Source organism: Streptomyces sp. NPDC044033, assembly GCF_056434425.1.
Window position 1 is genome coordinate 158,473 of record NZ_JBWKFF010000005.1, and the last position, 20,850, is coordinate 179,322.

Genomic DNA, 20,850 nt, shown 5'->3' on the forward strand with positions numbered 1-20,850 from the left:
CCAACGAGGAGAGCGAAGTGGATCTACGACATGAACTGATGGAGGGGCGGGCGGAACTTCCCCGCGTCGGGGCGGTGCTCCCGGCGCGGGGCATCCATCCTCCATACATCGTCGTCAATGGGTACGACGACGAGATCGAGCCGGTCACCGCGTACCTGCGCGACCTGGCTCTGAATGACAGCAGCCCGCTGACGGTCCGCAGTTACGGGTACGGGCTGCTGCGCTGGTTCCGGCTGCTGTGGCTGCTCGGCGTGGTCTGGGAGAAGGCGACCGAAGCGGAGACTGCGGTGCTGGCCGGGTTGCTGCGGTCGGCAGCGAATCCTCAGCGCCAGCGGAAGTCGGCCGGAGCGGCTGCCCCAGGCTCGGTGAACCTGCGCACCGGCAAGCCGGTCCTACGAGCCGGGTACGCGCCACGGACGATCAACCACGCCCTGTCGGTGGTCAGCGGGTTCTACGAGTTCCACGCCCACCAGGGCAACGGTCCGGTCACCAATCCCGTTCCCGTCTCGCCGCAGCGGCGTCGTGCGTTGGCTCACCGCAGTCCGCTGGAGCCCAAGCCGGTGCTCGGCCGGGCCCGGCTGCGGCAGAAGGTCGCCGACCGGCCGCCCCGGTCGATCCCTGACCAACTGTGGGACGAGCTGTTCGAGCACATGGGCTGCGAACGGGACCGAGCCCTGCTGGAGTTCTACGTCTCCAGCGGGGCCCGAGCCGAGGAACTGCTCGGCGTTGGCATCGGCGACCTCGACTGGGCAGGCCAGAAGATCTACGTGACCTCCAAGGGCACACGCGAACGCCAGCCCATCCCGGCCTCACCGCAGGCGTTCGTGCGCCTGGCCCGCTACCTCGACGAGATCGGCACCCCGCCGGCGGACGAGCCGCTGTGGCGAACCCGGCGCGGGGCTGACCGGCCGATGTCCTACTGGGCGATGCGCCGCATTCTCCAGCGCGCGAACGAGGCCCTGGGCACCAACTGGACCCTGCACGACCTGCGGCACACCGCAGCCAGCCGCATGGCCAATGGCGGCAAGCTGACCCTGCCGGAAGTGCAGGCCGTCCTGCGTCACGCCAACATCCAGACCACCAGCCGCTACCTGGCGGTGCGTGTCGAGGAGATCTTCGACAAGATCACCGAGCACTACAACACCCCACGTGTTGAGCGGAGTTACCCCACCGGCTACGACGCCGACGACATCGCGGCGGTGTTCGGTGCCTGAGACGCAGCTCCGTACCACCGGCCAGAGCCGTCGCCACGGCCCGGTCGCCGAGGGCCTCCAGTTCCCCAGTCGCTTCGTCGGCGGCCCCATCACGCCCGGACCTGCCGTCGCGGCCACCTTGCCTCGGCCGCATGGGGAGTTCGCCACGGCCTCCGTCTCGTTCCTTTCGCAGGTTGCCGGCTCCTCCGTGATCTGGCCTGACACGCCTCGCGCAACCCGTCTGAACTGGAAGAACTCCACCCGCGTGCTGCTGGAATACCTTCTCGACTTCTGCGGGGAGACGTGGCAGGAGCGATGGGACGCCAGTCCTCTCGGCCAGGGACAGATCACTGCCGACGAAGTGGGATCGCGCCGGACCACGGGCATCGGCGTGATCGCCGGGATCCGGGCTCTCTACTGCCTGCGCGTCGTCCAGCCGACCCCGCTCGCCTTCGGGCGCAACCCGCTGCCCAACTACGGGGCGATGTTCATCGCCGCCCAGGAGGATCAGCTCCTGAACGAGTACGCCGAGCAGGTGCGCGCCCATCAGTTTCGCCAGGTGCACCGCCGAGACGCCATCAACGAGTTGTGCATGCTGCTGACCGTCCAAGGCGTCGCCCTCAGCGACGTCACGCCCGCCGCGTTGCTGCACTTCACCCACGAGAACCGGAAGGCTCGCTGCATCCTGCAACCAGGCAGTCAGGCGTCCAACCGCCTGATCGGCCGAGGGGTCTGGAACGTCCTGCACGCGATGGGGCACTTCCCGCCGTCCACGCCCGAGTCGATGCGGGCCGCACTGCTCCGTGGGCAGCGCAGCATCGAGGAACTCGTCGACCAGTACGAGATCTCCAGCCGGCCCGTGCGCGGCCTGCTCATCGAATACTTCACCCGTCGCAAGGCCGACACCGACTACGCCACCCTCAAGGACCTCATCTGCAAGCTCACCCGCCACTTCTGGAAGAACATCGAGACGATCAACCCGGATCAGGCGGACCTGCGGATCTCGCCCGAGGACTACACGGCCTGGCGCCAGATGATCACGGTCAAGGACGACGGCAAGCCCCGCGTCGGCCAGGACAGCATCGTCATCGCGCTGCGCAGCTTCTACTACGACCTGCACACCTGGGCCGCGCAGGAACCCGAACGCTGGGCGGCCTGGGTCGCCCCCTGCCCGGTCCCGCCCGCCGAACTACGCGGCCTGGGCGCGCGGCGCCGGCGCATCAACGAACGCTCCGCCGACCGCACCCGGCAGCGCCAGCCGCTGCTGCCGTTCCTGGTCAACCACGTCGAAACCCGCTACGACCGTGCCCGCCTCCTCGTGGAACGGGCCAACAAGGTCGCCGAAGGCGAGGTATTCACCCACGAGGGCAGCGAGTACCGGCGCATCCGCACCGAGGCCGACCGCAAACTGCTTCGCCATGGCGATGCGGTTCCGACCCGCGTCCAAGAGGTCACCAGCGGCCGGATCGTCCACATCGGCACCGAGGAGGAAGCTGCCTTCTGGGAGTGGGCCACCGTCGAGACGTTGCGCCATTCCGGCGTTCGCATCGAAGAGCTCTGCGAGCTGACGCACCTGAGCATTCGCCAGTATCAGAGGGCGGACGGCGAGGTCATCGCGCTGCTGGTCATCGCTCCCTCGAAGACCGACCGCGAACGGGTCATCCCGATGTCTGCCGAGCTCTTCCACGTCATCGCCTCGGTCGTCCGTCGGCACACCCGCACTGGCCGCCCGATCCCGCTGGTCAGCCGGTTCGACTACCACGACAAGTTGTGGAGTGCGCCGATGCCGTTCCTCTTCCAGCGGCAGAACGGCACCACCCCCATGGTCTTCAGCAGCGCGACCTTTCAGGTCATGCTCGCGAGGCTCTGCGAACAGCTCGCTGAGACGCACCACGAGTTCCGCGGGCTGAAGTTCACGCCGCACGACTTTCGCAGGATCTTCGCCACGGAACTTGTCAACAGCGGCCTGCCGATCCACATCGGCGCAGCCCTGCTGGGCCACCTCAATATCCAGACCACCCGCGGTTACGTCGCGGTCTTCGACGAGGACGTCGTCCGCCACTACCAGGAACACTTGCAGCACCGTCGCCAGATCCGACCCGGCGGCGAGTACCGCGACGCGACGAACGAGGAGTGGTCTGAGTTCGAGGAGCACTTCGACCGGCGCAAGGTCGAGCTCGGTTCCTGCGGACGCCCCTACGGCACCCCTTGCCAGCACGAACACGCCTGCATTCGCTGCCCGGTGCTGCACGTCAACCCGAAGATGCTCGACCGCCTGGAAGAACTCGAAGCCGACCTCTTGGCTCGCCTGAGGCGGGCCGAAGAGGAGAACTGGCTCGGCGAGGTCGAAGGCATCAACCTCACGCTCACCTTCCTCCGCTCCAAGCGCGAGGAAACCCAACGTCGGACGCGGCGCCCATCCGTTGACCTGGGCATCCCCAAGCCCCGAATCATCCCCTCAACCCCGGAGGCACCTTGACGAGTCACATACCCCCGCATCCCCGTGAAGGCGAAGCAGAGGGAAGCCGGCAGGCACCTCACCAGATGAGAACGCCCCCACCCATCCCCTCCGCGCGCCTGGCAGCATCCTCGATGTTCGCCAACCTCTCAGAGATCTGGCGCCGGAGTTCCTCGACCGTCCTTACCGGGGAACCACCCGCAACGATCTCCTCCAGGTTCTCGCGGAGTGCGGCACACTCACGGCGGAACTCTGGCACCTGGCCGGCCTCGACCTGCAAGTCGGTGTCGGCCAGGACCGGAAAGAACCGAGCTCCCAGTGAACGGACCACCTCAGATCCCCACACGGTGGAACGCCAACTTTCGAACCCAGCCAGATCAGAGCATTCCTCCGGAACGTCCAGGACCTGCCTCTTGCCGTCCGCGCCAACGACGAAGACATCCACTGACAAACTCATGGGCGAAGTGGATCACAGTCGCCGAGCGAGGGTCCATGTGATTCAGCGCCCTTGGCCGGGGAGTCAGTGCGGACGACGTCACACCCGAACGGGTGAAGTGCAGAGAAGCAGGACGGGCCAGAAGCGGTTGCCCGGACGGGCGAAGTGGTGGCCCGTGGCCGCCGACATGAGGCCGGGGTTGATGCCGCAGAAGAGGACCCGAAGGCCGCTCGCGGCCACGTCCGGGACGAGGCGGTCGCGAGCGGCTTCGAGCTCTTCGGGGGTGAGGCGCATGTCAGAGGATGGAGCCCGGCGTGTACGCCGCCGCCTCCGGGTGCTGCTTGGCGATCTCCTCGATCCGCGACACCACCGCCGCCACCTGGTCGGCCGCGGCCCCGGTGAAGGACAGCTTGTCCGCCATCAGCTCGTCCAGCCGCGCCCGGTCCAGCGGAATCCGCTCGTCCGCGGCCAGCTTCTCCAGCAGCTCGTTGCGCTCGGCGCCCTGCTCGCGCATGGCCAGCGCGGAGGCGACCGCGTGCTCCTTGATGACCTCGTGCGCGGCCTCCCGGCCGACCCCGGCCCGTACGGCCCCCATCAGCACCTTCGTCGTGGCGAGGAACGGGAGGTAGCGGTCCAGCTCGCGGGCGACCACCGCCGGGAACGCGCCGAACTCGTCGAGGACGGTCAGGAACGTCTCCAGCAGCCCGTCGAGAGCGAAGAACGCGTCCGGCAGCGCGACGCGGCGCACCACCGAGCAGGACACGTCGCCCTCGTTCCACTGGTCGCCGGAGAGCTCGCCGGTCATCGAGGCGTAGCCGCGCAGGACCACCATCAGGCCGTTCACGCGCTCGCAGGAGCGGGTGTTCATCTTGTGCGGCATCGCGGACGAGCCCACCTGGCCCGGCTTGAAGCCCTCCGTCACCAGCTCGTGCCCGGCCATCAGCCGGATCGTCTTGGCGAGCGAGGACGGCGCGGCGGCGAGCTGCACCAGCGAGGTCACCACGTCGTAGTCCAGCGAGCGCGGGTAGACCTGGCCGACCGAGGTGAAGGCGTGCCCGAAGCCGAGGTGAGCGGCGATCCGCTGCTCCAGCTCGGCGAGGTTCGCGGCGTCGCCGCCCAGCAGGTCCAGCATGTCCTGCGCCGTGCCCACCGGGCCCTTGATGCCGCGCAGCGGATAGCGGGACAGCAGGTCGTCCACGCGCCCGTACGCGACCAGCAGCTCGTCGGCGGCGGTCGCGAAACGCTTGCCGAGGGTCGTCGCCTGGGCCGCCACATTGTGCGACCGGCCCGCCATCACCAGCTCGGCGTACTCGCCCGCCAGCTTCCCGAGCCGCGCCAGGACCGCGACGCTCCGGTCCCGTACGAGCTCCAGGGAGAGCCGGATCTGCAGCTGCTCCACGTTCTCGGTCAGGTCGCGGGAGGTCATGCCCTTGTGCACGTGCTCATGGCCGGCGAGGGCGTTGAACTCCTCGATGCGGGCCTTCACATCATGGCGGGTGACCTTCTCGCGCTCGGCGATCGAGGCCAGGTCCACCTGGTCGAGGACGCGCTCGTAGTCGGCGAGCGCGGCGTCCGGCACCTCGATCCCGAGGTCCTTCTGGGCGCGCAGCACGGCGAGCCACAGCCGCCGCTCCAGCGTCACCTTGTACTCGGGGGACCACAGGACGGCGAGCTCCGCGGAGGCGTAGCGGCCGGCCAGGACATTCGGGATGCGGGGCTTGGCAGTCACAAGAGACCAGTCTACTGGCGGATTACGCAGGCCGGCGCCCCGGCCCGAGTTGTGGGTTGCTACGAGTCCCAGTGGGCGGCCGGCGCCTCGTACGGGAGCAGTTCCGCGCGCTTGGCCGGCCGGCCGTCCCCGGACGAGCGGCCCGTGAGCCGCCTGCCGACCCACGGCGCCAGGTGCTCGCGCGCGAACCGCAGATCCGCGCCGCGCCGCGCCGCCCACCCGGGCCGTACGTACGGCCCCAGCGCCGCGTTCCAGTCCGACTCCGCCTCGTTCCCCAGGGCCTGCCACACCGCCTCGGCCACCCGCCGGTGGCCCTCGGCGTTCAGATGCAGCCGGTCGTCGGCCCACAGTCGGCGGTCGCCCAGCGCCTCGGCGCCGAACAGGTCCACGACCAGCGCGCCGTGCTCCTCGGCCAGCCCGTCGATGAAGGAGAACAGCTGCTCCATCCGCGGCCGGAACCGCTCCAGCACCGGCCCGCGCCGACCGGGGCTGCGCATCAGCACCAGCTGCTTGCAGCTCGGCGCGAGCGTCTCGACCGCCTCCCGCAGCCGCGCGCACACCGCGTCCACGTCGCACCCCGGCCGCAGTACGTCGTTGAGGCCGCCGACCAGCGTCACCAGCTCGGCGCCCATCGCGGCGGCGGGCCCCGCCTGCTCGTCGGCGATCTGGGCGATGAGCTTTCCGCGCACGGCGAGGTTCGCGTACCGGAAGCCGGGCGTACGGGCCGCCAGGCGGGCGGCCAGCAGATCGGCCCAGCCGCGGTACGAGCCGTCCGGCAGGGCGTCCGACATGCCCTCGGTGAAGGAGTCGCCGACCGCGGCGAAACTGGTGTAGGTGGCATTCATGTGCATGGCGCGGCGATCCTACTCCGGGGCCGCCCGGACCCGCTCCACGGGATCTCAGCGCGGGGCGTGCGCCGTCAGCAGGGTGCGGGCGCGGTCCAGGGCCGAGTCCGGGCCGTGCTCCAGCTCGGAGTCGGTGAACACGGGCGTACGGATGTCCGGCGGGATGCCGGTCGCGTCGAAGCCGCGCTCGCTGTCCGGCGCGGTGGTGAACTGCTCGTTCGGCAGGCTGAACTGCCAGCCGTTGGGCAGCGCGCGGTCCATGGTGTCGGAGAAGACGCCCTGGGTGTTCTCGCCGATGCGCGTGACATGCGGCGTGCGGCCCATGAGCGCCTGGGTGAACGTCTCGGCGGCGCTGACGGAGGTGATGCCGGTCAGCTCTGCCACCGGCCCGGTGAAGCGCGGCCCTTTCGCGGGATGAACCGTGATTGGCTGCGGCCGGGTGAAGCGCGCCGGGTCGTCCGCGTCGTCGCGGGCCCGCTTGGAGTACGCCGGATACGGGCGGTCGGTCAGCCGTGAGGCGATACGCAGGCCGAGCGCGTCGTCCCCGCCGCCGTTGAGCCGTACGTCGAGCACCAGCCCCCGCATCCGGTTCGGCCCGCTCGTGTTCGCCGCCGAGAACACCGAGTCCAGGGCCCTGTCCAGCTCGGCCAGTTCCGCGGCGTAACCCGGCTTGTCGCTGTAGCCGTCGAACCCGTCGATCCGCAGGTAGCCGATACGGCCCGGCAGCTCGGCGTAGGCCACATGCCCCCGCGCCCAGGTCCGCACCGGCGGCAGCTCGCGGGCCAGCGCCGCGTCCACCCGCCTCTTGAAGGCTTTGAAGTCGTCCGGGGTGCCGGGACGGCGGCCGCCGTAGCGGTGCTGTTCGTCCATGACGAGCGAGGTGTGCGCGTCGTGGAGCGGCTGGATCATGTCGCGCAGCACGGTGAACAACCGCTCGGGGGTGGTGTGCGCGGTGATCCGAGGCCGATAGCGGTCCCGCTGCGCGTCCCAGTCCACGCCGTGCAACGCGAAGAACGGATAGTTCTCCGCATACGTCTGCCAGAACACGTCGAAGACAGCCCGCGGGTCCTTCGGTACCGGGTCGCCGCAAGGGGACGGCAGCGCGTCCACCCGGCGCAGCTCCCGGTCGCCCACACTGCCGTCGTAGCTCAGCCGGGCCCGGCCGGGCCCGTCAGGACGTACGGTCAGTCCGCTCGCGTCATCCTGCTCGAACCGCACCGAGCCGTCCGCGCCGGGCCCGCCGGTGGCGGTGGCGGTCGCCGCGTCGGGCAGGCAGCTGATCGAGGTGGTCTGCCAGGTACGCAGGTGTCCGTGCTCGATCCGGAGCACGCTGCCGTAGCCGTCGGTGCGCCAGACGCCGTCCAGGCGTGTTCGCCCGGTGCCGTTCCGCGCCCCCGCCTCCGGTGCCGGCGCGGCGGCCACCGCCGCGAGCGTCGCAGTGAGGGCGAGCACGACCATGCCCGCGTTCGCCCCGCGTCGGAAGCGACGCATGAGATCAGCCTCCCCGTATAGGTGTTCAGTCAGGTGCCGGTTCCTTCCGGCGAAACGCTAGAGACGTCGCCCGGCTCCTGGAATCCGGCAGGCAGGAGGGGCGTACGGGGGGCTGTCCCCAGGACCGGCGAGTCGGCGGGCGAACGGGAACGCGGAGTCAGCCGACGGCCGGGGCCGTCGCCTCGGTCAGGAGCTCGGCCGTGTCCAGGTACGGCCGCGCCAGCTCCTGCGCACCATGGTCGAGCAGATACAGACCGGTGGACACGCGCTCCAGGAAACCCCATTCCCAGACCGCCCCGGCGTCCGTGCCCGTGTGCTCGGCCAGCAGCGAGCAGTACGAGCGGGCCAGCCGGACCGCGTCGCCGGCCAGCAGTTCGGCACACCAGCCGCGCAGCACGACGCCGAGGTCGTAGGCGGGTTCGTCGAGGAACCCGTCGGGGTCGACGAAGACGAAGCCGGTTTCCGCGCCGGGCCGAGGGGCGATGGCGCGGAGCGCGTTGCCCGGGTGCGGGTCGCCGTGGACGACGACGCACCGGCTGGGCTCGAAGGCCGCGGCCCGGCGCCCGGCGCACTCCAGCGCCCGGTCGACGGCGCGCTCCGAGCAGGGGCGGCCGAGGCGCTCCCACAGCTGCTCGACCATCGCGGCCAGCGCCCGGGCCTTCTCCGGCTCCGGAACAGCGGCGGCGTTCTCGGGACGCGGCACGCGCCAGGCGCGCCGCAGCGTGGCGCACAGGATGTCGATCTGCCGGTGTACGGGGAGCCCCAGCCGGTCGAGCGGCGCTCCGAGCGCCTCCAGGAGGATCGCGTGCCGCTGGGCGTCATGAGCCAGCACGCCGACGTACCCGTGTCCTTCGGCACGTTGAAGAGTTCGCAGCGCGCCGGGGGACTGCGGGTCGCGGGCGGCTTCGGGGACGGCGAGTTTGAGCACGGCGGGACGGCCGTCCCCGGTCCGTACCCGCACGACGTACCCGCTCGTCGCCCGGTCCAGCGGTTCGCCGGCCGTGACCGACCACCGCTGTTCCAGCTCCGCGACGAGGTCCGGCAGGCCGGCCAGCCACTCCTGCCCGCGCCTGCCGAGCCGCCGGGCCTTCTCCCGTACGACAGGCGGCACTTCGATGACGGGGCGGCTCACGGTTCGATGCCATGGACGCCATGGACGCCATGGACGCCATGGACGCAGTGGATGCCGTGGATGCCGTGCATCAAGAGTCCGCCTCAGCTCGTAAGAGTCTTGCGGAGGTGCACCTTCGCGTGCCCGCCCGGGATGCCCGCGTTGCGGCCGAACTCGGTGTAGCCCTGCCGCTCGTAGAAGCCGGGCGCCTGGAAGGTGAAGGACGAGACGGCCGCCCGGTCGCAGCCGCGGCGCAGCGCCTCCGCCTCGGCCTCCGCCAGGATCCTGCTGCCCCAGCCGTCCGCGCGGTAGTCCTCGCGTATCCACAGCATCTCGATGCCGAACAGCCCGCCCCAGGTCCACCCGGTCAGTCCGCCGGCCAACCGCCCGTCCGCGTCGGTCACCTTCACCGACAGCGTGGCGGCGGCGTCCGCGCCGGCGGCGGCCTTGTTGTAGGCGTTGAGTCCCTCGTCCAGGCGGTCGCTGAGTTCGGTGTCGAGGCCGCCGACGGTCAGGGCCGGACGCGGGGCGTGTTCGGTCGTCATAGCGCGGAGCATGCCAGTCCGTATGGCCCCCGAGCACGCGAATTTCGATCAACGCCGGGCGGGGCCGAGCTCATCGAGCTCCGGCACCCGCCCGGCCCGCCGTCAGGCGGCCGGTGGCCGGCCGACCAGCTCGCGCAGGACGTCCTCCATCGTGACGAGACCGGCCAGCCGCCCCTCCTCGCCGATGACGGCGGCGATATGCGTGCCCGTGCTGCTCATCGCCGTGATCACATCGTCCAGCGGCGTGGCGGCCCGCACCCGCGCGATGGGGCGCACCCGCTCGGCGGGCAGCGGCAGGTCGCGCGGCTTCGCGTCGAGGGCGTCCTTCACATGCAGATAGCCCAGGATCCGGCCGCCCGCGTCGACCACCGGGAACCGCGAGAAGCCCGACTCGGCCGACAGCCGCTCCAGCCCCTCGGGCGTCACCCCGATCCGCGCGGACACCACCCGCTCCACCGGCAGCACCACGTCCTTGACCGGGCGGCGGCCCAGCTCCAGCGCGTCCCGCAGCCGTTCGGTGGCCCGGTCGTCCAACAGCCCCGCCTCACTGGAGTCGGCGACCATACGGGCCAGTTCGTCGTCCGAGAAGGTGGCCGACACCTCGCCCTTCGGCTCCACGCGCAACAGCTTGAGCAGCCCGTTCGCGAAGGCGTTGACCGCGAAGATCACCGGGCGCAGGGCGCGCGCCAGGGCCACCAGCGGCGGCCCGAGCAGCAGCGCCGTGCGCACCGGCTCCGCGAGCGCGATGTTCTTCGGCACCATCTCGCCGAAGAGCATGTGCAGATACGTCGCCACGGCCAGCGCGATGACGAAGGAGATCGGATGCGTCAGCCCGTCCGGCACGCCGACGGCGTGGAAGACCGGCTCCAGCAGGTGTGCGATGGCCGGCTCGGCGACCACACCGAGGATCAGCGTGCACAGGGTGATGCCGAGCTGCGCCGCCGCCATCAGCGCCGATACGTGCCGCAGCCCCCACAGGACGCTGCCGGCCCGCCGGTCGCCGTCCTCGGCGTGCGGCTCGATCTGGCTGCGCCGCACCGAGATCATCGCGAACTCGGCCCCGACGAAGAAGGCGTTGACGACCAGGGTCGCCAGGCCGATCAGCAGTTGGACCGCGGTCACCGGCCGGCCTCCTCATCGCTCTCGCCGTCGGCGCCGGGCACCGGCGCCGACAGCCGCACCCGGGCCGCCCGGCGGCCCGTGGCGTCCACGACCTCGATCCGCCAGCCCGCCGCTTCGACGGTGTCGCCGTCCGCCGGGATGCGGCCCAGCTCCGTGGCCACCAGCCCGGCGAGGGTCTCGTACGGGCCGTCCGGCGCGCGCAGCCCGATCGCCTGGAGCTGGTCGGTACGGGCCGCGCCGTCCGCGTCGTACAGCTCGCGCCCCTCGGCGTCCGTGCCCGCCGGGGCCAGGTCGGGGGTCTCGTCGGGGTCGTGCTCGTCGCGGACCTCGCCCACGACCTCCTCGACGATGTCCTCCAGCGTGACGACGCCCGCCGTACCGCCGTACTCGTCGATGACGACCGCCATGCTCCGCTTCCCGGAGAACCGGTCCAGCAGCCGGTCCACCGTCAGCGACTCCGGTACGAGCAGCGGTTCCCGCAGCAGCGAGGCCACCGGGTGGCGGGGCCGCCGCTCGGCGGGTACCGCCAGGACGTCCTTGATGTGGGCGACGCCCACGACCGTGTCCAGGCTGCCCCGGTACACCGGGAAGCGGGACAGACCGGTGGCCCGGGTCGCGTCGGCGACGTCCTCGGCCGTGGCCTGGATGTCGAGCGCCGTGACCTGGACGCGCGGCGTCATGACGTTCTCCGCCGTGAGATCGGCGAGGTTCAGCGTCCGTACGAACAGCTCCGCGGTGTCCGCCTCCAGCGCGCCCTCCTTGGCGGAGTGGCGGGCGAGCGCGATGAGCTCCCGCGGGCCGCGCGCGGTGGCCAGCTCCTCGGCGGGCTCCAGGCCCATCCGGTGCAGCACGCGGTTGGCGGTGTTGTTGAGGTGCCTGATCAGCGGCCGGAAGACGGAGCTGAAGGCGCGCTGCGCCCCCGCGACCCGCCGGGCGACCGGCAGCGGCCGGGAGATCGCCCAGTTCTTCGGCACCAGCTCGCCGACCACCATCAGGACCACCGTGGAGAGCACGGTGCCCAGCACCAGCGCGGTGGAGGCGGCGGCGGAGGCCGGCAGCCCGGCCGCCTTCATCGGGCCGGTGAGCAGGGCGGAGATGGACGGCTTGGAGATCATGCCGATGATCAGGCCGGTGACGGTGATGCCGAGCTGCGCGCCGGAGAGCTGGAAGGTGAGGCCGCGCACGGCCTTCAGCGCGCTGTCGGCGCCGCGGTCGCCGCGCTCGGCCGCCCGCTCCAGCTCGCTGCGCTCCACCGTGGTCAGGGAGAACTCGGCCGCCACGAAGAGCGCGCACGCGAGGGTGAGCAGCAGGGCGACCACCAGGAGGATCACTTCGGTCATCGGTTCACCTCCGTCCCATGATCGGGCAAGGGGGGACGGAACGCGCGATGTCGACTACTGGGAGGCTCGCCCATGGACGGACGCTCACACCTTTCACAAGAGGATGACAACGGGTGAATCATCCATGGTAAAGGACGAGCAAAGCGCGCGAGGGTGCGCAAGCGCCCTTGCGCCCCGCTCCGCAGCGCCCCGCTCGCGGTGGTCCGGCGCCTCATCCGCCCAGCGGCTTCGTCCAGCGCCGCCACTGCCGCTCACGCGCGTACCCCGCCGCGCCCCAGGCGCGCTGCGCCACCACGTTGTCCTCCAGGACCATCGCGTCGCCCCGCCGCCCGCCGAGCTCCACGAACCGCCGCTCGGCGGCCTCCAGCAGAGCGGTGGCGACTCCCTGTCTGCGGGCGTCGGGGTGGACGGCCAGCCGGTACAGCGAACACCGCCAGCCGTCGAAACCCGCGATGACGGTGCCCGCCAGCTCGCCGCCGACCTCGGCCAGCAGCAGCGACTCGCCGTCGCGGGCCACCAGCCGGGCCACTCCGTCCCGGTCGTCGCTGATGCTCGTACCCTCGGCGGCCTCCTTCCAGAAGGCCAGCACGTCATCGAGGTCGGTGGGGCCCGCGGCCCGTATTCGAAGATCGCTCATGCCGGTATCCCACCACCGGGCGGGCCGCGCGGTCGAACCGATCGCGAGGCCCCGCCGCGGTCCCCCTCGGTCGTGGCTGGCCGCCGAACGGCCTGCGAGGACCGGCCGAGGGGGCACCCCGTGCGGCCGGACGGCACGCGGCCCAGCAGCGCCCGCACCGGGGAGAGTTCAGCCCCCAACGGGCGGACGCCTGGCCGTCCCCAGCACACAGGGGGAGGAGGGAACCCGCGTACTGCCCTCCGGAACCCGCAGCCGACGGTACGAGACGACCTCGAACCCCGCCGCCTCGATCGACGCCACCACGTCCCGCGACGTGTGGCATCCGCCGAACAGCAGGGGCCACACCGTACGGTCCACCGCGCGCTGCACCGCCGCCTGCACCCGCCCCGGCGCCAGGCCGTGCTCGAAGAACCGCAGCTCCCCACCCGGCCGCAGCACCCGAAACAGCTCGGCGAGGGACCGTTCCACGTCCCGGACCGAGCACAGCACCAGCGAGGCGACCGCCGCGTCGAACGCCTCGCTCTTGACCGGCAGCGCCTCCGCCGTACCCGGCACCACGTCCACCGGGACCCCGGCCCGCCGCCCGGCCTGCAACGCGGCCTGCCGGAGCCGGCGCTCCGGCTCGATCGCCACCACCTCGCAGACGGCCCCCGGAAAGTGCGCGAAGTTCAGACCGCTGCCCGCCCCGACCTCGATCACCCGCCCGGACACGCCCGACAACAGCTCCCGCCGCCGCGCGCCCACTCCGGCACGCTCGTCGGCGATCGGCCCGACCTTCTCGTAGAAGCGTGCGAAGAGCGGGTGATGCACGGCATCACGTGGAACTTTCCTGGTACGCCCCGTCATGGCGATGGCCCTTCCCCGTAGGTGCGTCAGTACGAGGATCCTGCCCGCGCCACGGCCCTTCCAGCCGCCGACGGGCCGGCAGGCGGGAGGCCCTGCGGGCGGGGCTGGGCGGTCGGGGCGGGCGAGACGGTCGCGGGGGCCCGCCCGTACCGGGCCGGCCCCCGGCGGCACGCCCGTACCGTCAGAGCCCCGGAAGCACCCGCCCCGTCAGCCCTGCTCCGCCCCGAACCGCCCCGCGTCCCACGTCCCGCCCAGCTCCGGCGAGAGCCAGCCGGCCGCCGCAGCGCGGAAGTCCGCCGGGGGGAGGGCGCCCGCTCGCTCCGGCAGGGCTCCCCGCAGCGGCGCGCCGGCCGACTCCGGGAAATCGGCCAGGTTGCAGCGGGCGGCCAGGTCCGGTGCGCCGGGCCAGCTGCCGATCACCACCCCGGCGCACGCGAGGCCGCGCGACCGCAGCGCCTCGGCCGTCAGCGCGGTCGCGTTGAGCGTCCCGAGGCCGGCCGCCGCCACGACCAGGACCGGCGCGTCCAGCAGTCGCGCCGCGTCGGCGAGCGTGGACCCCGCCGCATCGAGCCGCACGAGCAGCCCGCCCGCGCCCTCGACCAGCACCAGATCGTGCTCCGCGGCCAGTTCCCGGGCCGCCCGCTCGATCTCGTCGGGCCGTACGGGCCGCAGCCCCGCCCGGCGCGCGGCGGTCGCCGGGGCCAACGGCTCGGGGAAGCGGGCGAGTTCCACCCCCGTCACCGGACCGGCCAGGCGCCGGACCTCCGCGACGTCCCCGGGCTCGTCCGCCGCCACACCCGTCTGTGCGGGCTTGAGCACGGCGACCGACCGGCCCCGCGCCCGCGCCGCGGCGGCCACCGCCGCGGTGGTGACCGTCTTTCCGATCTCCGTGCCCGTCCCCGTGACGATCAGCACCGTCATGTCTCGACTCTCCATTGCCTTACGCCCGTTCGGGCGGCTCTCCGGTCAGGCGGCACGCGCGGCGGCGCACACCGCGGCGCCGATGCGGGCCAGGTCCCGCCCGTCGGTGATGTAGGGCGGCATGGTGTAGAGCAGGTCCCGGAACGGCCGCAGCCACACCCCCTCCCGGGCCGCCGCCCGGGTGGCGGCCGCCATGTCCACCTCGTGGTCGAGCTGGACCACGCCGATCGCGCCGAGCACCCGCACGTCCCGTACGCCCGGCAGCTCCGCGGCCGGGGCCAGCCCCTCGCGCAGCCCCGCCTCGATCCGCTCCACCGCGAGCCGCCAGTCCTGTGCGAGCAGCAGGTCGACGGAGGCGCGGGCCACGGCCGCGGCCAGCGGGTTGGCCATGAACGTCGGCCCGTGGGCGAGCACCGGGACCTCGCCCCGCGAGATGCCTTCCGCGACGCGCGCCGTGCAGAGCGTCGCCGCCATCGTCAGATAGCCGCCGGTCAGCGCCTTGCCGAGACAGAGCACATCGGGCGTGATCCCCGCGTGCTCCGCCGCGAACAGCCGGCCCGTACGGCCGAACCCGGTCGCGATCTCGTCCAGCACCAGCAGCACGCCGTGCCGGTCGCACGCCTCGCGCAGCACCCGCAGATACGCGGGGGAGTGGAAGCGCATGCCGCCCGCCCCCTGCACCACCGGCTCGACGATCACCGCCGCCAGCTCGTCGGCGTGGCGCGCGACCAGCCCCCGCAGATGGTCCGCGTACCCGGCGTCCGGCTCCGCGTCGAAGCCCGCCGGGGGCGCGTCCGCGAAGACCTGCCGGGGCAGCGCCCCTTGCCACAGCCCGTGCATGCCGCCGTCCGGATCGCAGACCGACATCGGCTGCCAGGTGTCGCCGTGGTAGCCGCCGCGCCAGGTCAGCAGCCGCCGCTTGCGGGGTCTGCCCACCGAGCGCCAGTACTGGAGGCACATCTTCACGGCGACCTCGACCGACACCGATCCGGAGTCGGCGAGGAAGACGTGTTCCAGCCCGGCGGGGGTGATCTCCACGAGCCGGGCGGCGAGCGCCACGGCGGGCTCGTGCGTGAGCCCGCCGAACATCACATGGCTCATCCGCTCCAACTGGCCGTGCGCCGCCGCGTCGAGCACGGGGTGCTGGTAGCCGTGGATCGCGGACCACCACGACGACATCCCGTCGATCAGCTCGTCGGCGCCCCAGGCCGGTTCGGCGAGCCGCAGCCGCACCCCGGCCGCGGACTCGACGATCAGCGGTTCCTGACGGCCCGGCATCGGACCGTACGGATGCCAGACGTGCCGCCGGTCCAGGGCCAGCAGCCGGTCGGGGGCGAGCGGCTCAGGCATTGGGCGGCAGCTCCGTGCCCGCGCCCCGGCGGCGCACCGCGACCAGATCCGTACGGGCGCCACGGGCCGCGGCTGCCGCATTTCGCTCGGCGCCGTCCGCCTCTCCGGCCGCGCGCCCGGTCCCCGCCTCGGCCCCGTCCGCCCGCTCGCCCCCATCGGCCGCACCGCACGGGCCCCGACCGCCGCCCGCGCCGTGCGATCCGCACGCGGACCCGCCGACGGCGGCGAGCGCGTCCGCCCGGTGCGCGGGCAGCGTCGTGGTGTCCGCGCCCTCCACCTCGAACCCGGCGTCCGCGATCATCGCCAGGTCCGCGCCGCCCTCCTGGCCCTCGCTGGTCAGGTAGTCGCCCAGGAAGATCGAGTTGACCAGGTGCAGCGCGAGCGGCTGGAGACTCCGCAGATGCACCTCGCGCCCGCCGGCCAGCCGCACCTCCGCGTCCGGGCAGACGAACCGCACCATGGCGAGCACCCGCAGCGCGCGCTGCGGCGTGAGGTTCCACTCCCCGGCGAGCGGCGTCCCCTCCATCGGGATGAGGAAGTTGACCGGAACCGAGTCGGGGTCCAGCTCGCGGAGCGCGAAGACCACGTCCACCAGGTCCGTATCGCTCTCGCCCATGCCCGCGATCAGCCCGGAGCAGGCCGACATCCCCGCCGCCTGAGCCTGCCGGACCGTGGAGACCCGGTCGGAGAAGTCATGCGTGGTGCAGATGTCGCCGTAGACCGCCTCGGAGGTGTTGAGGTTGTGGTTGTACGCGTCCGCGCCGGCGGCGCGGAGCCGTTCGGCCTGCCCCTGCGAGAGCAGCCCGAGGCACGCGCACACCTCGACGCCCTCGTGCCGCTCCTTGATGGTCTCGATCGTCCGCGAGACGCGGTCCACGTCCCGGTCGGTCGGCCCGCGCCCGCTGGCCACCAGGCAGACCCGCTTCGCGCCGCCCGCCACCCCGGCGGCAGCGGCCTTCGACGCCTCGTCGGGCTTCAGCCAGCTGTACTTGAGGATGTCGGCACGGGAGCCGAGCCGCTGCGAGCAGTACGTGCAGTCCTCGGGGCAGAGCCCCGACTTGAGGTTGACGAGGTAGTTGAGCTTCACCCGCCGGCCGAACCAGTGGCGGCGCACCCGGCCCGCCGCGGCCACCACGTCGAGGAGTTCGTCGTCGGTGGCCGCCAGGACGGCGAGGGCTTCCTCGCGGGTCGGCAGCTCCCGCCGCAGCCCCTTGTCCACCAGTGTGCGCAGAAGATCCATGGTGCCGATCCTCGCCCACGCCTGCCTCTCGGACTATGGAGGATTGATACAACAGCCATCGAGCGAGGTGTGTGTATTGCCGCACCTTGACCCCGCGTCACGGGGGCTACGTTCTATGCGAACCCCACAGAATGATGAAGGACGGCCGATGCACCAGGACCCGTTCGAATGGATCGACGCGCAGCGCGGCCGGCGACGACGAGCCGGGCTCGTACGGACCCTGCGACCGCGCCCCGCCGACTGCCCGCTCATCGACCTGGCCGGAAACGACTACCTCGGGCTGGCGAGGCACCCCGAGGTCACCGGGGCCGCTGCCGCCGCCGCGCGGCGCTGGGGTGCGGGAGCGACCGGTTCCCGGCTCGTCACGGGCACCACCGAGCTGCACGCCCGGCTCGAAGAGCGGCTGCGGGCGTTCTGCGGATTCGAGGCCGCGCTCGTCTTCTCCTGCGGCTACGCCGCGAACCTCGCCGCCGTCACCGCCCTCACCCGCCCCGGCACCCTCATCGTCTCCGACGCCGGCAACCACGCCTCGCTCATCGACGGCTGCCGGCTCTCCCGGGCCGAGACGGCGGTCGTCGCGCACGCGGCCCCCGAGGCAGTCCGCGCGGCGCTCGCGGCGCACGGCGGCCCGGCGCTGGCCGTCACCGACTCCGTCTTCTCCGTGGACGGCGACGCGGCGCCGCTGCCCGAGACGGCCGCGGCGTGCCGCGCGAGCGGCGCGGCCCTGCTCGTCGACGACGCCCACGGGCTGGGCGTGCTCGGCGAGGGAGGGCGCGGCGCCCCGTACGCGGCCGGGCTGGCGGGCGCCCGCGACGTGGTCGCCACCGTCACGCTGTCCAAGTCGCTGGGCAGCCAAGGCGGCGCGGTGCTGGGCCCGGCCAAGGTCATCGACCAACTGGTCAACGCGGCCCGCACGTTCATCTTCGACACCGGCCTCGCCCCGGCCGCCGCGGGCGCGGCGCTGGCCGGCCTGGAGCTGCTGGCCGCGGAGCCCGGGCGCGCGGACCGGGCGCGTACGGTCGCGCGTGAGCTGCACGCGCGGCTGACGGCGGCGGGGCTCGCGGTGCCGCGGCCGGCGGCCGCGGTCGTGTCCGTACGGGCTCCCTCGCCCGAGGCGGCGGTGCGGTGGGCGGCGGACTGCCGCGGCGCGGGGCTCGCCGTGGGGTGCTTCCGGCCGCCGTCGGTGCCCGACGGCGTGTCGCGGCTGCGGCTGACCGCGCGGGCGGATCTGACGGAGCAGGAGGTGGACCGCGCGGTCGCCGTGATCGTGGCGACCGCGCCGCCCGCTTGAGCGCACGGCATCGGAGCCGTGGGGGACACCGGACCTGTCAGACCTGTCAGACCTGTCAGACCTGCCGGACCTGTCAGACCGTCAGAGCGAGCCGTCGCTGACAGCCCCGACGAAGGAGGTCCAAGCGGCGGGGGAGAGCAGCAGGACGGGGCCGGCCGGGGCCTTCGAGTCGCGCAGCGCGAGCAGGCCGGATCCGACGGCGGCGGCCTCCACGCAGTTGTTCATACCGGTGCTGTGGCTGCTGCGGTGCCAGACGGCGCCGAGCAGCGGCGCATCACCGGACAGCGGGCACGGTGTTGCGGACATGGTGCCTCCTTACGCGCCGACGTTGATCTCGGCGATGAAATCCAATGAGTCGTCGTGCGGCAGGGCGCGGGCCCGCAGAGTTTCGAACGCGGTGTCGTACGCCTGGAGGTCCTCCTTTCGCTCAAGGTAGATGCTGCTCGTCAAATGGTCGAGAACGACCACATCCAGATCAGCCATGGGCGAAAAGGAGAAGATTACGAAAGGCCCGGTCATGCCAATGTGCCCACCACGAGTAAACGGCATCACGTGAAGGCTCACGTGGGGCAACGAGCCGAACTCCATCAGCCGCCGCAATTGCCCCGCCATCACCTCCGGTCCGCCCACGGAGCGCCGCAGCACCGCCTCGTCGATCACCGCGCAGAGCCGCAGCGGCGCCGGCCCGCGCAGTACCGACTGCCGGGTCATCCGCACCGCCACCAACTCCTCGACCTGCTCGTCCGGCGGGTCGCCCAGCGCCGCCCGGGTCACCGCACGCGCGTACGCGGGCGTCTGGAGCAGCCCCGGCACCACGGTCGTCTCCAGCGTGCGCGCCCGCGAGGCCGCCGACTCCAGCGAGATGAAGTCCCGGTACCCGACGGGCAACAGCTCGCCGTACGCGTACCACCACCTGCCCCGCGCCCCCTGCCGGTCCGCGGGGCCCGGGCTGCACAGTGCCGTCAGCAGGGTGCGCCGTTCGGCGTCCACTACCTCGTACGCGTCCAGCAGCCGCACCACGTCGGTGGGTTTCACGCCACTGCGACCGGTCTCGATACGGCTGACTTTCGACTGGTGCCAGCCCACCGCCGTCGCGGCCTGGCGGCTGGTGAGCCCGGCCGTCTCGCGTTGCCGCCGCAGTTCCGCGCCCAGTTTGCGGCGGCGCACCGCAGGCCCGTTCCGCATGATGACTCCCTTCACCCGGTGCCAATGCGTCAGTCTGCCGGGCAAATACGGTCTCCCGTCGCAGAGTTCACCGCTTCGGGCGACAGATATATGCATATCCGGCGGGATTGCCGCGTGGCCGACACCATCGATGGCACTCTGTCGCGAAGAGCCGCCCGAGGCCCCCCATTTCACTGCGCAGCGCCTCGGGAACCGGCCCGGTGGGAAAGGGACAACGTCGCCATGGCAGATCTGCAGGAAGCATCCGTCTCTCTGCCGAGTTCGCCCGCCTCGGTCTCCGCGGCACGGGCTTATGTGACGAACGTGCTCGCCGAGTGGGGAATGCCGGAACGGACCGAGGCGGTCGGCATCGTACGGTTGATCGTTTCCGAGCTCGCCACCAATGTGGTGCAGCACACCCTGGGGCGGTCGCCCTTCTTCACGGTGGTCGTCCAGCTCGACCGGGGCGAGCGGATGCGCGTCGGGGTCACCGACAGCCACCCGCGCTGGCCCAAGCGGCTCCCGGCCGCCGTCCAGCAGGACAACGGCCGCGGCATGGTCATCATCCGCACGCTCACCAAGGAACTCGGCGGCGACCTCACCGTCACCCCGACGGACGAGGGCGGCAAGACCGTATGGATCGCCCTGCCGTGGACCGGGCCCGGAGCGCTGTGAACGCGGTGGGCCGGCCAAGGCTTCTGTGACCGGTGGGCGGCGGCCGGCCCGGTCCCATGCCGTCGCGAGCTGCGAGCCGTGAGCCGCGCGTGAGTCCGCTCCGTCGCCCTCGCGAGGGCCGAGCGTCGGAAAGCGCTCGCCGTGTCCGGCCGTCCGGCCGGCAATGCGCCGAGGACGGCGCCGGGCTGAGCCCCCGCCCCGCTCGCGGAGGCCGCCGCGCGGGCCTGCCGCGCGCTTGACCGCACACGGCCGGTCAAGCGGGACGGAAGCGTCCACCGGACGCGGCAAGAGACTCGGCAACCGCCCCGGTCGCGCTCGCGGGCGTCGGCGGAATTCACCGGATCGGCCGCGTTACCGCGCGCGGCGAACGCCGTTGGGCCAGAACGTACGCGCAGGCCGCCCGAAGCCGCAGGGAAGCCGCCGCCGCGTCGACCGCCGTATTCCTGTCGCCGAATG

Annotated in this window: 19 protein-coding genes and 1 pseudogene; 4 read left to right on the forward strand and 16 right to left on the reverse strand. The window is 72.3% G+C overall.

All coding sequences use genetic code 11. The annotated features are described in order from the left end of the window. Positions 1-17 precede the first annotated feature (17 nt). The gene (locus AC07AB_RS11935) at positions 18-1,214 is read left to right on the forward strand and encodes a tyrosine-type recombinase/integrase (protein WP_478564012.1); all 1,197 of its coding nucleotides are present in this window, start codon (positions 18-20) and stop codon (positions 1,212-1,214) included. After that, complete coding sequence (locus AC07AB_RS11940; protein WP_478564015.1) at positions 1,207-3,672, forward strand: tyrosine-type recombinase/integrase; 2,466 nt, start codon at positions 1,207-1,209, stop codon at positions 3,670-3,672. The genes AC07AB_RS11935 and AC07AB_RS11940 overlap by 8 nt, the downstream gene beginning before the upstream one ends. Positions 3,673-3,730: 58 nt before the next feature. Here AC07AB_RS11940 and AC07AB_RS11945 read toward each other — a convergent pair whose 3' ends face one another. The 14 genes and pseudogenes from AC07AB_RS11945 to bioB form a co-directional block, all read right to left on the reverse strand. Continuing rightward, positions 3,731-4,096, reverse strand: coding sequence for a hypothetical protein (locus tag AC07AB_RS11945; protein ID WP_478564018.1), 366 nt, complete (start codon positions 4,094-4,096; stop codon positions 3,731-3,733). 120 nt (positions 4,097-4,216) lie between these two features. Continuing rightward, positions 4,217-4,381: pseudogene (locus AC07AB_RS11950) on the reverse strand (uracil-DNA glycosylase family protein); the annotation flags it as partial. Between the two features lies 1 nt (position 4,382). Then, entirely contained in the window at positions 4,383-5,816 is a 1,434-nt protein-coding gene (purB, locus tag AC07AB_RS11955; protein ID WP_478564021.1) for an adenylosuccinate lyase, read from the reverse strand. 59 nt (positions 5,817-5,875) lie between these two features. Then, positions 5,876-6,667: an SGNH/GDSL hydrolase family protein gene (locus tag AC07AB_RS11960; protein ID WP_478564024.1), complete on the reverse strand. Its 792-nt coding sequence runs from the start codon at positions 6,665-6,667 to the stop codon at positions 5,876-5,878. 48 nt (positions 6,668-6,715) lie between these two features. Beyond that, entirely contained in the window at positions 6,716-8,152 is a 1,437-nt protein-coding gene (locus AC07AB_RS11965; protein WP_478564027.1) for a S41 family peptidase, read from the reverse strand. Positions 8,153-8,309: 157 nt separating this feature from the next. Continuing rightward, positions 8,310-9,284: an aminoglycoside phosphotransferase family protein gene (locus tag AC07AB_RS11970; protein ID WP_478564030.1), complete on the reverse strand. Its 975-nt coding sequence runs from the start codon at positions 9,282-9,284 to the stop codon at positions 8,310-8,312. Positions 9,285-9,367: 83 nt separating this feature from the next. Continuing rightward, positions 9,368-9,808: a GNAT family N-acetyltransferase gene (locus tag AC07AB_RS11975; protein WP_478564033.1), complete on the reverse strand. Its 441-nt coding sequence runs from the start codon at positions 9,806-9,808 to the stop codon at positions 9,368-9,370. Between the two features lie 102 nt (positions 9,809-9,910). After that, positions 9,911-10,930, reverse strand: coding sequence for a hemolysin family protein (locus AC07AB_RS11980; RefSeq protein WP_478564035.1), 1,020 nt, complete (start codon positions 10,928-10,930; stop codon positions 9,911-9,913). After that, on the reverse strand, positions 10,927-12,270 hold the full coding sequence (locus tag AC07AB_RS11985) for a hemolysin family protein (protein ID WP_478564038.1): 1,344 nt from the start codon (positions 12,268-12,270) through the stop codon (positions 10,927-10,929). The genes AC07AB_RS11980 and AC07AB_RS11985 overlap by 4 nt, the downstream gene beginning before the upstream one ends. A gap of 211 nt (positions 12,271-12,481) precedes the next feature. Further along, the gene (locus AC07AB_RS11990; protein WP_478564041.1) at positions 12,482-12,907 is read right to left on the reverse strand and encodes a GNAT family N-acetyltransferase; all 426 of its coding nucleotides are present in this window, start codon (positions 12,905-12,907) and stop codon (positions 12,482-12,484) included. A 168-nt stretch (positions 12,908-13,075) separates the two neighbouring features. After that, positions 13,076-13,753 carry a class I SAM-dependent methyltransferase gene (locus AC07AB_RS11995; RefSeq protein ID WP_478564044.1) on the reverse strand — a complete coding sequence of 226 codons (678 nt, stop codon included), beginning with the start codon at positions 13,751-13,753 and terminating at the stop codon, positions 13,076-13,078. A gap of 207 nt (positions 13,754-13,960) precedes the next feature. Then, positions 13,961-14,674, reverse strand: coding sequence for a dethiobiotin synthase (bioD, locus tag AC07AB_RS12000; RefSeq protein WP_478564047.1), 714 nt, complete (start codon positions 14,672-14,674; stop codon positions 13,961-13,963). 45 nt (positions 14,675-14,719) lie between these two features. Beyond that, positions 14,720-16,024 carry an adenosylmethionine--8-amino-7-oxononanoate transaminase gene (locus tag AC07AB_RS12005; protein WP_478564050.1) on the reverse strand — a complete coding sequence of 435 codons (1,305 nt, stop codon included), beginning with the start codon at positions 16,022-16,024 and terminating at the stop codon, positions 14,720-14,722. Then, positions 16,017-17,264, reverse strand: a complete 1,248-nt coding sequence (gene bioB / locus AC07AB_RS12010; RefSeq protein WP_478564053.1) for a biotin synthase BioB — start codon at positions 17,262-17,264, stop codon at positions 16,017-16,019. Before bioB ends, AC07AB_RS12005 begins: the two co-directional genes overlap by 8 nt. Positions 17,265-17,412: 148 nt before the next feature. Here bioB and AC07AB_RS12015 point away from each other — a divergent pair, with 148 nt between their 5' ends. Further along, on the forward strand, positions 17,413-18,555 hold the full coding sequence (locus AC07AB_RS12015; RefSeq protein ID WP_478564056.1) for an 8-amino-7-oxononanoate synthase: 1,143 nt from the start codon (positions 17,413-17,415) through the stop codon (positions 18,553-18,555). 81 nt (positions 18,556-18,636) lie between these two features. On the opposite strand, the gene AC07AB_RS12020 is transcribed toward AC07AB_RS12015, so the two are convergent. Next, on the reverse strand, positions 18,637-18,861 hold the full coding sequence (locus tag AC07AB_RS12020; RefSeq protein ID WP_478564059.1) for a DUF397 domain-containing protein: 225 nt from the start codon (positions 18,859-18,861) through the stop codon (positions 18,637-18,639). A 9-nt stretch (positions 18,862-18,870) separates the two neighbouring features. Then, positions 18,871-19,740 (reverse strand): helix-turn-helix domain-containing protein, encoded by an 870-nt coding sequence (locus tag AC07AB_RS12025; protein ID WP_478564062.1) that lies wholly within the window; start codon positions 19,738-19,740, stop codon positions 18,871-18,873. Positions 19,741-19,962: 222 nt separating this feature from the next. On the opposite strand from AC07AB_RS12025, the gene AC07AB_RS12030 reads away from it, so the two are divergent. Next, positions 19,963-20,394, forward strand: a complete 432-nt coding sequence (locus AC07AB_RS12030; RefSeq protein ID WP_478564065.1) for an ATP-binding protein — start codon at positions 19,963-19,965, stop codon at positions 20,392-20,394. The last annotated feature ends 456 nt before the right edge of the window (positions 20,395-20,850 follow it).

Coding starts and splice junctions, on each gene's coding strand:
- AC07AB_RS11960 (WP_478564024.1), bottom strand. CDS start 6,667: ATGCACATGAATGCCACCTACACCAGTTTCGCCGCGGTCGGCGACTCC.
- AC07AB_RS11965 (WP_478564027.1), bottom strand. CDS start 8,152: ATGCGTCGCTTCCGACGCGGGGCGAACGCGGGCATGGTCGTGCTCGCC.
- AC07AB_RS11975 (WP_478564033.1), bottom strand. CDS start 9,808: ATGACGACCGAACACGCCCCGCGTCCGGCCCTGACCGTCGGCGGCCTC.
- AC07AB_RS11985 (WP_478564038.1), bottom strand. CDS start 12,270: ATGACCGAAGTGATCCTCCTGGTGGTCGCCCTGCTGCTCACCCTCGCG.
- AC07AB_RS11990 (WP_478564041.1), bottom strand. CDS start 12,907: ATGAGCGATCTTCGAATACGGGCCGCGGGCCCCACCGACCTCGATGAC.
- AC07AB_RS11995 (WP_478564044.1), bottom strand. CDS start 13,753: ATGACGGGGCGTACCAGGAAAGTTCCACGTGATGCCGTGCATCACCCG.
- bioD (WP_478564047.1), bottom strand. CDS start 14,674: ATGACGGTGCTGATCGTCACGGGGACGGGCACGGAGATCGGAAAGACG.
- AC07AB_RS12005 (WP_478564050.1), bottom strand. CDS start 16,024: ATGCCTGAGCCGCTCGCCCCCGACCGGCTGCTGGCCCTGGACCGGCGG.
- bioB (WP_478564053.1), bottom strand. CDS start 17,264: ATGGATCTTCTGCGCACACTGGTGGACAAGGGGCTGCGGCGGGAGCTG.
- AC07AB_RS12015 (WP_478564056.1), top strand. CDS start 17,413: ATGCACCAGGACCCGTTCGAATGGATCGACGCGCAGCGCGGCCGGCGA.
- AC07AB_RS12020 (WP_478564059.1), bottom strand. CDS start 18,861: ATGTCCGCAACACCGTGCCCGCTGTCCGGTGATGCGCCGCTGCTCGGC.
- AC07AB_RS12025 (WP_478564062.1), bottom strand. CDS start 19,740: ATGCGGAACGGGCCTGCGGTGCGCCGCCGCAAACTGGGCGCGGAACTG.
- AC07AB_RS12030 (WP_478564065.1), top strand. CDS start 19,963: ATGGCAGATCTGCAGGAAGCATCCGTCTCTCTGCCGAGTTCGCCCGCC.